The following is a 12,292-nucleotide window of genomic DNA, read 5'->3' as shown; positions in this document are numbered from 1 at the left end:
CCCGCGATCCCGGCCCGGGCCGCGCCCGGCCACACCTTCGCGCTGCTCGACGGGCTGCGCGGCGTCGCCGCGATCCTGGTGGTGGTCCGCCACGCGCCGAACCTGTTCGGCCTCCAGCCCGGCGCGGTGGAGACGCATCTGGCCGTCGACCTGTTCTTCGTGCTCAGCGGCTTCGTCCTGGCGCACGCCTACGCGGCGCGGGTCCGCGACGGGCTGCCGGCGCGCGCGTTCCTGCGCATCCGGGTGATCCGGCTCTACCCGCTCTACGCGCTCGGGCTCGCGCTCACCGTCGCGGTGGCTCTGCTCTCCTTCGCGGTCGGGCAGGGCCCGGGCTTCTCCCCCTCGGCAATGGCGCTGTCGACCCTGTGCTCCGCGCTGATGCTGCCGACGCCCCCAGCGGTCTCGACCCTGCCGGCTGCGATCTTCCCGCTGAACTTCCCGTCGTGGTCGATCTTCTTCGAGCTGATCGCCAACATGGCGTTCTTCTACGGGCTGTCGGCCCTGTCGGCCCGGCGGCTCGCCGCCTTCGTGGCGCTGGCCTTCGCGGGCCTCTGCGCCGTCGCCCTCCAGGCCGGCGACCTCGACGTCGGCCTGCCCGACGGGCTCGACGATGCCGGCTACCTCGCCGTGCTCGAGGCGCGGCTTCCGCCGTTGCTCGACGCGCTGGCGCCCGACCTCGTCTTCTACAACGCCGGCGTCGACCCGCACCGGGACGACCGCCTCGGGCGTCTCGCGCTCACCGACGACGGGCTGCTGGCGCGCGACCGCTACGTCGTCGGGCAGGCGCGGGCGCGGGGCATCCCCCTCGTGGCGGTGATCGGCGGCGGCTACACCCACGACGTCGACGCGCTCGCAAACCGCCACGCCCTGGTGTTCCAGGCGCTCGCCGCCAACGCGCTCTACTGAGCCTTCGGCAGTGCGCGCGCCTGCGCCTCCAGCGCGTCGAACAGGCGGTCCAGCGGCGCGCCGTCGATGCGGTGGAAGTCGAGGGACCGGCTCAGCATCAACCCCAGCACCGCGAAGGTCAGCGCCGCCCCCTGGCCCGACCGCGCCTCGGCCGCGCCCATGGCGGCGAGCAGCTCGCTCAGGAACTGCGAGAACGCCGCCGCCGCGTCGGCGTTGTCGGCCGACGCGATCAGCAGCGAATCGGGAAAGCCGCATTCCTCGGCGTAGACCTGGCGTGCATGCGCGACCACCGCGAGCGGCAGCGCCGCCGGCCCGTGGGGGGCGGAAGCGAGGCACGCGGCGATGCCGACGCGGATCCGGCCGACCTTGCGGACGGCCAGAGCGGTCAACAGCGCGTCCTTGGACGCGTAGTGGTGCAGCACCCCGCCCTTGCTCAAGCCGGCTTCCACGGCGACCGCGTCGATGGTCAGCGTCCGGGTGCCCGAGCGCCGCAGCAGCGCCTCGGCCGCGTCGAGGATCACCTCGGCGCGGTCCTGCCGGCGGCTGCGCGCCTTGGCCGTCACGTCGTCCATCTCCCTACCCCGTAAAAACCGTCTGGACGGTCGGTAAGATAGTGGATAGGTTCGCGCCGCGATAGAGCGTGCGGAGCCGAGGAACGCCGTGAACCGAAGTTTCCCCGTCGTGCTTGTCTCCGCTCTTGCCGCGGCGCTGCTCGCGGCGGCCGCGGCAAGCGCCGAACAAGCCGAACCGCAAGCCGGTGCGCCGGTCGGCCTCATGGCGCAGACCCTGGTGCGCACCGTGATCGCGACGAAGAGCATGATCGCTTCCGACGCCGTCTTCACCGGCGACGTCCAGGCCCAGGGGCAGACCAGCGTCTCGTTCCGCACCGCCGGCAAGATCGAGACCCGCCTCGTCGAGGTCGGCGACCACGTCGCCGCCGACCAGGTCCTGGCCCGGCTCGATCCGCGCGAGCAGCGCTCGAACCTCGCCAACGCGCAGGCCGCGCTCGCCTCGGCCGAGGCCCTGTCGACGCAGGCCAAGCTCGGGTTCAAGCGCCAGGAGCAGCTGATGGCCAGCGGCTACACCACGCGGCCCTCCTACGACAACGCCGAGCAGCAGCTGCGCACGACCCAGGCCGCGGTGGATTCGGCCAAGGCGGCGCTGGGGACCGCGCAGGAGCAGCTGTCCTACACCGAGCTGCGGTCGGGCGTGGCCGGCGTGGTGCTGAGCCGGTCCCTGGAGGTCGGCCAGGTGGTGCAGGCGGGGCAGTCGGTCCTGACCCTGGCGCAGGACGGGCCGCGCGACGCGGTCTTCAACGTCTACGAGGCGCTGCTCGCCGCGCCGCCGCAATCGGGAACCGTGGACGTGACGCTTCAGGGCAACCCGACGGTCACCGCCCTCGGCAGCGTCCGCGAGATCTCGCCCAGCGTCGACCCGGCTTCCGGCACGGTGCGGGTGAAGGTCGGCCTCAAGGAGACGCCGCCGGCGATGACGCTCGGCGCGGTGGTGATCGGTCGCGGCCGGTTCCAGAGCCATGCGGCGGTCGTGCTGCCGTGGTCGGCCCTCTACCGCTGGAAGAACCAGCCCGCCGTGTGGGTGCGCGACCCAAGCGCCGGGACGGTCGCGCCGCGCGTCGTGACCATCGACCGCTACGGCCCCGACAGCATCGCCCTGGCGGGCGGCGTCGCGTCCGGCGAGGAGGTCGTCATCGCCGGCATCCAGTTCCTTCGCCCGGGCCAGACCGTGACGGTGGCCGAGCAGGTCGCGACGGGAGCCGCGAAGTGATGGTGTTTCACCCGATCGCTGACGGTTTCCGCGCGTCGCATCGCGGCCCCCTCTCCCAGGGCGAGAGGGTTGGGGTGAGGGGCGTGACCTCTCCGGTGAGTTCTCGTCCCTCACCCTGTCCCTCTCCCGCTCGGGAGAGGGGACCCGCGTGTCACGCCGCGCCGCAGGTGAAGGATGGAAGCGTGAGGCATTCCGCGTTTCGCGGCATCCAGCTGCCTCTCGTCACCATCCTCGCCGGGACATCGCTGCTCGCACTCGCCGCCTGCAAGCCCGCCGAGGAGGCGAAGGCGCCGCCGGTGCGGCCGGTGCTGTACGCCGTCGCCAAGCCGATCGAGGCGGTGCGGTTCGGGCCGTTCGCCGGCACGGTCGAGCCGCGCTACCAGTCGCAGCTCGGATTCCAGGTCGGCGGCCGCGTCGTCGCCCGCGACGTGACCGTCGGCGACCTCGTGAAGAAGGGGCAGCGGCTCGCCGCCCTCGACACGGTGGTGCCGCGCTTCGCCATGACCCGCGCCGAAGCCGACGTCGCCGACGCCAAGGCGCAGTCCGAGAACGCCGCCGCCACCGAGGCGCGGACGCGTCGCCTGATGGAGGGCGGCAACGTCACCCAGGCCCAGCTCGACGGCATGGTGGCCAACCGCGACACGGCGCAGGCGCGCCTGACCCAGGCGCAGGCGAGCCTGCAGAAGGCCCGCGACCAGATGGGCTACACCGAGCTCCACGCCGACTTCGACGGCGTCGTCACCCAGCGCAACGCCGAGATCGGGCAGGATCTCACCGCCGGGCAGACGGTGGTGACCGTGGCCCGGCCCGAGGTGCGCGAAGCGGTGGTGGACATCCCCGACGACCTCGTCGCGGCCATGCCCAAGGACGGCCGCTTCACCGTCGCCCTCCAGAGCGCGCCCACGGTGACGGCGGTCGGCACCGTGCGCGAGACGGCGCCCTTCGCCGATTCGAGCACCCGCACCCGGCGCATCCGGATGTCGCTGGAGAACCCGCCGGGCGCCTTCCGGCTCGGCGCGACGATCACCGTCTCGCTGGTGCGCAAGGTCCCGCCGCGCTTCGTCCTGCCCGCCACCGCCATCCTGAGCGCAGACGGCCGCGACGCGGTCTGGGTCGTCAACGCCGCCGGCGACGCGGCCAAGCGCGTCGCGGTCACGGTGGCCGACCGGAGGGGCGACTACGTCGGCGTCGCGAGCGGCCTCTCGGCCGGCGACCGCGTCGTGGTCGCCGGCGTCCACTCCCTCGCCGAGGGCCAGGCGATCCGCCTCGCGGATACGCCCATCGCCGTTCCCGGCACGCAGGACCTTTGATCGTGGGCGGATTTTGAATCGTGGGCAGGATTTCCGATCGTGGGTAACTTCAACGCGTCGGAATGGGCGCTGTCGCACCGCTCGTTCGTGTGGTTCCTCATGGCGATCTGCCTGGTGGCCGGCACGCTCGCCTATCGCGGCCTCGGCCGCGAGGAGGACCCGCCCTTCGCGATCAAGACGATGGTGGTGCAGGCGGTCTGGCCCGGCGCCACGATCGGCGACACCCTCGAGCAGGTCACCGACCGGATCGAGAAGGAGCTGCAGCAGGTCGCGACCCTGGACTACGTCCGCAGCTACACCACGCCGGGCAACGCCACGGTGTTCGTGCAGCTGCGCGACACCACGAAGGCGTCCGAGATCCAGCCGTCGTTCTACCAGGTCCGCAAGCGCCTCGGCGACATCCAGGGCACCTTCCCGCAGGGGATGCAGGGGCCGTTCTTCAACGACGAGTTCGGCGACGTCTACGGCAACGTCTACGGCTTCACCGCCGACGGCCTGAGCCACCGTCAGCTGCGCGACTACGTCGAGGGCGTGCGCACCGAGATCCTCAAGGTGCCCAACATCGGCAAGACGCAACTGCTCGGCACGCAGAAGGAAACGATCTTCCTCGACTTCTCCACGCGCAAGCTCGCCGGCTACGGCATCGACATCCAGTCCCTGATCAAGACGCTGCAGAGCCAGAACGCGATCTCGCCCTCGGGCGTGGTCCAGGCCGGCCCCGAGCGGGTCTCGGTGCGGGTGAGCGGGCAGTTCTCGTCCGAGACCTCGCTGGAGACGATCAACCTGCGGATCAACGACCGCTTCTTCCGCCTCTCGGACGTGGCCGAGATCAGCCGCGGCTACGAGGACCCGCCCGCGGCGCTGTTCCGCGTCGATGGCAAGCCGGCGATCGGTCTCGCCATCGCCATGCGGCCGAACGCCAACCTGCTGCATTTCGGCGAGGACCTGAAGGCGCGGATGCGCCTGATCGAGGCCAAGCTGCCGATCGGCGTCGGCATCCACTTGGTCTCCGACCAGCCCCGCATCGTCGAGGAGGCGGTCGGCGGCTTCACCCAGGCGCTCGTCGAGGCGGTGGTGATCGTGCTCGCGGTGAGTTTCGTCAGCCTAGGCGTGCGCGCCGGCTTGGTGGTCTCGATCTCGATCCCGCTGGTGCTCGCCATCGTCTTCGTGGTGATGCAGATCATGGGCGTCACGTTGCAGCGCATCTCGCTCGGTGCGCTGATCATCGCGCTGGGCCTGCTGGTCGACGACGCGATGATCACCGTCGAGATGATGGTGGCGCGGCTCGAGCTCGGCGATTCGCTGAAGAAGGCTGCGACCTTCGCCTACACCTCCACCGCCTTCCCGATGCTGACGGGCACGCTGGTGACCGTGGCCGGCTTCCTGCCGATCGGCTTCAACGGCTCCTCGGCCGGCGAGTACACCTACTCGCTGTTCGTGGTGATCGCGGCCTCGCTCCTGGTCTCGTGGGTGGTGGCCGTGCTGTTCGCGCCGCTGATCGGCGTGACATTGCTGCCCAAGACCATGAAGAAGCACAGCCACGAGCCCGGCCGCATGGGGCGCCTGTTCCTGCGCGTGCTCGTCGCCGCCATGCGCTGGCGCTGGCTCACGGTCGCTGCCTGCGTCGCGCTGCTCGGCCTGTCGATCTTCGGCATGACCTTCGTGCAGCAGCAGTTCTTCCCGGCCTCCGACCGCACCGAGATCCTGGTCGACTTCACCCTGCCGCAGAACGCCACCATCACCGAGACGCGGGCGCAGATGGACCGGTTCGAAGCCACGTTGAAGGGCGACCCGGACATCGAGCGCTGGTCGTCCTATGTCGGACAGGGCGCGGTGCGTTTCTACCTGCCGCTCGACCAGCAGCTCGCCAACAGCTTCTTCGGGCAGGTCGTCGTCGTGACGACGTCGCTGGAGGCGCGCGACCGCCTGTTCCCCAAGCTCGAGGCGCGGACGAAGCGCGACTTCGTCGGCACCGACGTGTTCGTGAACCCGCTCTCGCTCGGCCCACCGGTGGGACGGCCGATCCAGTACCGCCTCAGCGGGCCGGACCTGCAGGTGGTGCGCGCCAAGGCGCTGGCGCTCGCCGACATCGTCGCCAAGAGCCCGCATGTCGGCGTGCCGACCTTCGATTGGAACGAGCCCGGCAAGGTGCTGCGGGTCGAGATCCTGCAGGACAAGGCGCGCCAGCTCGGCGTCACCAGTCAGGACATCGCCGGCATCCTCAACGGCGTCGTCGGCGGCTCCTCGATCACACAGGTGCGGGACTCGATCTACCTCGTCAACGTCGTCGGCCGGGCGCAGGCGGCGGAGCGGACCTCGCTGGACACCCTACAGAGCCTGCAGGTGAGCCTGGCCAACGGCTCGGTGGTGCCGCTGCTCGCCTTCGCGCGGATCGGCTTCGACCTGGAGCAGCCGATCGTCTGGCGCCGCGACCGGGTCGCGACGCTCACGGTTCGCGCACCGATCGTCGACGCGACTCAGCCGCCGACGATCGTGGCGGCGCTCGCCTCCGACATCGCCGCCTTCACGGAGGCGCTGCCCGAGGGTTATGCGCTGGCCACCGGCGGCGCCGTCGAGGAGGCGGCCAAGGGCCAGGGACCGATCGCGGCGGTGGTGCCGGTGATGCTGCTGACCATGGCGGTGTTCCTGATGATCCAGCTTCAGAGCGTCCAGAAGCTGTTCCTGGTGTCGAGCGTGGCGCCACTCGGGCTCATCGGCGTCGTCGCGGCGCTCCTGCCCTCGGGCAAGCCGATGGGCTTCGTCGCGATCCTCGGCATCCTGGCGCTCATCGGCATCATCATCCGCAACGCGGTGATCCTGGTGAGCCAGATCGAGGAATGCGAGGCCGACGGGCTCGGGCCCTGGGACGCGGTGGTGGAGGCGACGCGCCACCGCATGCGCCCGATCCTGCTGACGGCGGCGGCGGCGAGCCTCGGCATGGTGCCGATCGCCCGCGAGGTGTTCTGGGGGCCGATGGCCTACGCGATGATCGGCGGCATCATCGCGGCGACTTTCCTAACGCTGTTCTTCCTGCCGGCGCTCTACGTCGGGTGGTACCGGATCCGCCCGCCGGCCGCGAACGGTCCGAAGCCTAACGCGGCTTGATCGCCCGCCGCGGCGAGGTCGGCGGTGCGGACTCGATCGGGGCGACCCGCTGCGGCGGGATCGCCACCGGCGTCGAGAACGCGCCCAGGTTGTCCACCAGCTTCGTCAGCAGGCGGATCGTCTCGGCCACCTCGTCTTCCTTGAGCGCGGCGAGGAAGTTGCGCTCGCGCTGCAGCGCCACCACGGTGATGCGGTCGTGCAGGTCGAGGCCGGCGGGCGACAGCGCCAGCAGGCGGCGGCGTGCGTCCTCGGCGTCGCCGCGGATCAACACGAGGCCGCGGCTTTCCATCCAGGCGATGCTGCGGCTCACCACCGCCTTGTCGAGGGCGGACAGCTCGCAGATCCGGTGTGCGGTGATCCACGGGTCCGAGGCGAGCCGGTACATGATCCGCCAATCGGTCAGGCCGACGCCGAAATGCTGCCGGTAGAAGATCGACGCGTTGTTGGTCAGCGTGTTGGACAACAGGGTCAGCAGCGCCGGCACGTAGACCTTCGGGTCCACCATGGCGCTCGTGCTTCCGTTTACGTCGGGCGTCTCGTCTGCGCCCTCGTTCGATCGACCCATTGGCCACACCCCGCCGGGACTTGTTCACCCGTTCATCGCCACGCGATGCCGGATCGTCCCGGTCGCCGGAATACTTAGACCTGTTCCCGGGCGTTGCGCACCTGCAACGTGGAAACTTGTCTCCGCCGACACAACCTTATTTGCCGGCGGAAGTTCGCTTAAGGCGTGCCGGCGCTGCACAGAGCGGGCGCGAGGGCGGCGAGCGCGGGGCGATAGGCTGACAAGTGCAAGCCGTCGCGCATCGCGCCGGGCTTGGCGAAGCCCGTGGTCCCGTCTCGGATGGCGGCGAACGGGTCGGCGAAGCGGCAGCCGAGGCGCGTGCACAGGGCCTTCAGGCGCTCCGAGTAGTCGCCGACCGCCAGCGGGTCGAGGCGTCCGTCGAGCTCGCGCCCGATCGGCGGAAGCGCGGTGACCACGAGGCGATCCGTCGTGGCCGTCAGCTGCCGGATGATCCGCGTCGCGGCCGCCTCGTAGCGCGCCGCCGCGGCCGGGTCGCGCGGGTCGTTCTTGGACAGGATGTCGTTGGTGCCGATCGTCAGCACGGCGGCCCGCGGACGCACGGGAAACCGCAGGGTCGCGACGAGGTCGGCGTAGACCGGTGCGGTGGCGCCGCTGACGCCGCCGTTGACGAGTTCCAGGCCGCAGGGCCGCTGGGCCGGGGCCTGCAGCTCCGCGTGGGAATCGCCGGCCAGGAACACGTAGGCCGCCGGCGCCTCGTCGAGATGCGCCTGCACCGCGTAGAGCCGTCCCAGGGCGTAGGCCCGTACGTTGACAGGGGCGGTGGCGAGCATCCGCCCGACCAGGATGCCGGCGCCGACGAGCAGCACGGCGGTGGCGGCGAGCGCGACCCGGCGCCTCATGCGCGGACGGTCCCGGCTCGGTCGACCGTGGCCCCGGGCCGGGAATCGGTGGTGGCGTAGTAGGGCTTGATGTCGAGGAGCGGCGTGCCGTCGAGGCAATCGAGCCCGCGTACCGTCAACGTCGCGCCATCGCGCCCTAGCAACTCCACCACAGAGAGCGCGATCGGGTTGGGGCGCGCCGGCGAGCGCAGCGAGAACGTGCCGCGGCTCCCGTTCGCGTGGCGCGGGCGCTGGACGAGGAGGCCGCGCTCGGCCCGGTCCATCCAGTAGAGCAGGATCAGATGGCTCGCGCCCTCGACGTTCCGGAGGCCCGCGGCGTAAACCGGATCGACCTCGACGGTGCAGGCCGCGTCGGTCTGCAGCCCGTTCTTCGGGCACTGCCCGCGGATGGTCCACGGCGTGCGGATACGGCCGATGAAGTGCACGCCGGCATCGGCCTGCTCGGGGAGGGCGATTGCCTCCTCGCCCTCGCGGCGCGCGAAATCGTTGCTGTCAGCGTCCATGGCGTCCCGACCGGTCCGTCCGGCGGCTTTCCGACAAGTCGGCGCGGACCGCAAGCCCCGCCTCGCGCGACCGGGCAGGGGGGTGTAGAGCCGAGACGAAGCAGCAAGGGGATCGCGCGTGATCGAGAACGAACTGCGCCCGATGGAGGCGGTGGCCGACGTCGCGACCGCCGTGGACCGGCTCGTCGAGCTGCATGCCGGCGCGACCCAGGCCCTGCGCACGGCGCTGACCCGGACCCTCGACGGCGGCACGCCGCCGGACGCCGCCGAGCGGCTGCAGTTCCGCTACCCCGAGCTGCGCGTCACCTACCGGCCCGCCGGCCCGGTGCCGCGGATCAGCCGCGCCACCGCCAAGATGCAGGCGCCCGGCACCTACAGCACCACCGTGACCAGCCCCGCGGACTTTCGCGCCTACCTGACGGCGCAGCTCGAGCCGCTGGTGGCCGATTACGGCGTCGGGCTCGAGGTCGGCCTGAGCGCGCAGGAGATCCCGTATTCCTACGTGCTCGAGCCGGGCACCGACCTCGGCGCCGGGCGGGTGAGCCCGGCCGAGCTCGCGACCTGGTTCCCGGTGCCGCTGCTGTCGCTCGTCGGCGACGAGATCGCCGACGGCCTGTGGCAGCCAATGGCCGACGAGCCGCGCCCGCTCGCCCTGTTCGACGCCGTGCGAGTGGATTACTCGCTGCGCCGCCTCGTGCACTACACCGGCTGCGACTGGCGCGAGGTGCAGCCCTGGATCCTGCTCACCAACTACCACCGCTACGTCGACCAGTTCGTCCGCCACGGACTGGAGCGCCTGGCCTCGGGCGCGGAGGGCTTCACCAAGCTGGTCATGCCGGGCGGCATCACCGTGACGCGCGGCGAGGCGGCGTCGGCCGATCCGGCGGCGCTGATGGCGGCCTCGCCCTGGCATCGCTTCCAGATGCCGGCCTACCACCTCGTCGCGGAAGGTGCCGACGGCACCGCGCAGGGCACCACGCTCGTCAACATCGGCGTCGGCCCGTCGAACGCGAAGACGATCACCGACCACCTCGCGGTGCTGCGTCCGCATTGCTGGCTGATGGTCGGACATTGCGGCGGCCTGCGGCAGTCGCAGACCATCGGCGACTACGTGCTCGCCCACGGCTACATGCGCCGCGACCGCATCCTCGACGAGCTGGTGCCGCCGGACGTGCCGGTGCCGGCGCTCGCCGAGGTGCAGCTCGCGCTGCAGGCCGCGGCCGCGCAGGTGACGGGCGAGAAGGCCGACGCGCTCAAGCGCCGCCTGCGCACCGGCACCGTCGTCACCTACGACGACCGCAACTGGGAGCTGCGCTTCAGCCAGGAGCGCCGCCGGATCAACCTCAGCCGCGCCATCGGCGTCGACATGGAAAGCGGGACGATCGCCGCGCAGGGCTACCGGCTCCGCGTCCCCTACGGCACCCTGCTCTGCGTCTCCGACAAGCCGCTGCACGGCGAGATCAAGCTGCCGGGCGCGGCCAACGCGTTCTACGAGCGCGCGGTGGCCGAACACCTGCTGATCGGGCTCGCCGCCCTCGACATCCTGCGCGGCGACCGCCACGGCCTGCACTCGCGCAAACTCAGGAGCTTCGACGAGCCGCCGTTCCGGTAGAGCGTCCTCGCTATTTCAGCGTGCCGGCAATCCAGCCGATGATCGCGTCGGCGACCTCGCCGTTGTTGGTCTCCAGCATCATCATGTGGCCGTTGCCGTGGATGCCGTGCTCGGCCAGCGCCAGCCGGTCGGGCTTGGCGCCGGCCTGTTCGAGGAAGGCGCCCGTGCAATCGTCCATAGTCGCGCGGAACGACGCCTCGGCCGTGACGATCACGGCGGGCACGCGCGCGAGGTTCGGCAGCTTGCGTGCCGGCTCGGCCTGGAGCCAGCAGCGGATCTGGCCGGGGCGGAGCGGCGCCTCGGACTGCGCCACCACCAAGTCCGTCGAAGGCGAGACCGGCGGATCGAAGGTCAGCGGCACGCGGGTGATCCCGTAGGGCCGCGCGCGGGCCTCGCCGACCTTCTCGTACCAGTCGGCGCCGCCCTTGAAGCGGATGTCGTAGAAGGTCGGCCCGTTCGGCTCGACGGCGACGTGTGCCTTCACGAGGTCGGGCCGCCGGTCGGACACCGCCCAGCCGAACACGCCGGCCTGCGAGTGCGTCAGCAGGACGGAGGGACCGATCTTCTCCAGAAGCGCGATCAGCGCCGGGTCGACGAGCTCCTCGCTGCGCAGGGCGCTGGCGATGAACGGGACCTGCGAGAAATAGAACTGGTCGAACGCCGCGTTGCCCTTCACGCCGGCTCCGCCCGGCCAACGGGTGTGGAGCTTGGCCTGCGGGAACAGGCCGAAGTTTTCCTGGCCCGTGAAGATCGTCTCGAGGTCGTTCGGCGCGAGGCGCGCATAGGGCCCGTAGGCCTCCGGGTTGTCCCCGGATCGGCCGCGCCCGACCTGATCGACCACGTAGACCGCAAAACCCTTCTCGACGAAGCGGTCGACCCAGCCGGGACGGCCGTCGGGCGTGCCGAGGAAGTTGACACCGGTCTGCGCCGTGCCGTGCACCATCACCACGGGGTAGGGCTGCGTCACCTGCGCCGGCGCGTGATACTGGACGAACATCTGCCCGACCGCAGCCGCCTTGCCGCCGGCCGTCTCGTAGGTGCCCCCGACGAAGAAGTAGCCCTCGCGCTGCGCCGGCTTGAAGGTCGCCGGGTGGTCGGGGGCGGGCTCGGCCAGGGCCAGCGAGCCGAAGCACAGCAGCGCGCATACGCCGCCCAGGACGGGTTTCCGCATCGTGACCTCCCATCGACGTTCTGTTCGCGTCGGATGGGACGCTAGCAGCCGGACAGCGTTCGCGTCAGGCCGGATGGAGTGGGGACCGAGAGGGCGAAGGCCGTCTGTCCCGGCACGCGTCCGTCACCGCCGCCCGCCCCACATCCCGGTGCGTTCCGAGCGGGCCTGCTCTTCCGCCGCCAACAGGTCCGGCGGGGCGTCCTCGGTGGCGCGGGCGCCGCCGGCCGAGAGGATCAGGGCGGCGAGGTCGTCGCCGTCGATGCGGCACCGGGTGCCTTGGGTCCCGCCGGCATCGGGCGTGCACACCACCTCGCGGCGGCGCAGGTATCGGGCGAGCTGGCGGGCGAGGTGGCCGCCCTGGCCGTCGACGCCCGTGAGTCGCACGGTGCGGCCGCGGAACGAGAGCGTGCCGGTGTCGATCACCTCGGGCACGCCGCGCGCCTCGGAGCCGGGGGGCTGTGCGGCGGGCGCAGCC

10 protein-coding genes and 1 pseudogene are annotated in these 12,292 nt (G+C 71.4%); 5 read left to right on the top strand and 6 right to left on the bottom strand.

All coding sequences use genetic code 11. The features are described from left to right. A partial coding sequence (locus FV222_RS07630) for an acyltransferase family protein (protein WP_187277253.1) occupies window positions 1-906 on the top strand: 906 nt, incomplete at its 5' end. Here FV222_RS07630 and FV222_RS07625 read toward each other — a convergent pair. After that, window positions 900-1,478 (bottom strand): TetR/AcrR family transcriptional regulator, encoded by a 579-nt coding sequence (locus FV222_RS07625; protein ID WP_306422431.1) that lies wholly within the window; start codon window positions 1,476-1,478, stop codon window positions 900-902. The two genes, FV222_RS07630 and FV222_RS07625, sit on opposite strands and share 7 nt — an antisense overlap. 88 nt (window positions 1,479-1,566) lie before the next feature. Here FV222_RS07625 and FV222_RS07620 point away from each other — a divergent pair, with 88 nt between their 5' ends. From FV222_RS07620 to FV222_RS07610, 3 genes are all read left to right on the top strand, one after another. After that, the gene (locus FV222_RS07620) at window positions 1,567-2,691 is read left to right on the top strand and encodes an efflux RND transporter periplasmic adaptor subunit (RefSeq protein WP_147763323.1); all 1,125 of its coding nucleotides are present in this window, start codon (window positions 1,567-1,569) and stop codon (window positions 2,689-2,691) included. Between the two features lie 182 nt (window positions 2,692-2,873). Beyond that, window positions 2,874-4,001 (top strand): efflux RND transporter periplasmic adaptor subunit, encoded by a 1,128-nt coding sequence (locus FV222_RS07615; RefSeq protein WP_238272547.1) that lies wholly within the window; start codon window positions 2,874-2,876, stop codon window positions 3,999-4,001. Window positions 4,002-4,040: 39 nt separating this feature from the next. Beyond that, window positions 4,041-7,106, top strand: coding sequence for an efflux RND transporter permease subunit (locus tag FV222_RS07610; RefSeq protein WP_147763322.1), 3,066 nt, complete (start codon window positions 4,041-4,043; stop codon window positions 7,104-7,106). Here FV222_RS07610 and FV222_RS07605 read toward each other — a convergent pair. The 3 genes from FV222_RS07605 to tsaA all read right to left on the bottom strand — a co-directional run bounded on the left by FV222_RS07605 (window position 7,093) and on the right by tsaA (window position 9,034). Next, complete coding sequence (locus FV222_RS07605; RefSeq protein ID WP_187273549.1) at window positions 7,093-7,611, bottom strand: MarR family winged helix-turn-helix transcriptional regulator; 519 nt, start codon at window positions 7,609-7,611, stop codon at window positions 7,093-7,095. The genes FV222_RS07610 and FV222_RS07605 overlap by 14 nt on opposite strands. Before the next feature lie 218 nt (window positions 7,612-7,829). Next, window positions 7,830-8,531, bottom strand: coding sequence for an SGNH/GDSL hydrolase family protein (locus FV222_RS07600; RefSeq protein ID WP_147763320.1), 702 nt, complete (start codon window positions 8,529-8,531; stop codon window positions 7,830-7,832). Continuing rightward, on the bottom strand, window positions 8,528-9,034 hold the full coding sequence (tsaA, locus tag FV222_RS07595) for a tRNA (N6-threonylcarbamoyladenosine(37)-N6)-methyltransferase TrmO (protein WP_147763319.1): 507 nt from the start codon (window positions 9,032-9,034) through the stop codon (window positions 8,528-8,530). Before tsaA ends, FV222_RS07600 begins: the two co-directional genes overlap by 4 nt. A 142-nt stretch (window positions 9,035-9,176) precedes the next feature. Here tsaA and FV222_RS07590 point away from each other — a divergent pair, with 142 nt between their 5' ends. Further along, a complete protein-coding gene (locus FV222_RS07590; RefSeq protein ID WP_210246519.1) occupies window positions 9,177-10,646 on the top strand; it encodes an AMP nucleosidase in 1,470 nt (489 codons plus the stop codon). 10 nt (window positions 10,647-10,656) lie between these two features. Here FV222_RS07590 and FV222_RS07585 read toward each other — a convergent pair whose 3' ends face one another. Together FV222_RS07585 and FV222_RS07580 are read right to left on the bottom strand one after the other, a co-directional pair. Then, window positions 10,657-11,817 carry an alpha/beta hydrolase gene (locus FV222_RS07585; RefSeq protein ID WP_147763317.1) on the bottom strand — a complete coding sequence of 387 codons (1,161 nt, stop codon included), beginning with the start codon at window positions 11,815-11,817 and terminating at the stop codon, window positions 10,657-10,659. 123 nt (window positions 11,818-11,940) lie between these two features. Beyond that, a pseudogene (locus FV222_RS07580) lies at window positions 11,941-12,292 on the bottom strand (penicillin-binding protein); the annotation flags it as partial.

Source organism: Methylobacterium sp. WL103 (assembly GCF_008039885.1).
GTDB classification, from domain to species: domain Bacteria; phylum Pseudomonadota; class Alphaproteobacteria; order Rhizobiales; family Beijerinckiaceae; genus Methylobacterium; species Methylobacterium cerastii.
Note: the sequence above shows the minus strand (reverse complement) of the source record. Positions and strands in the feature narration are given on the sequence as shown.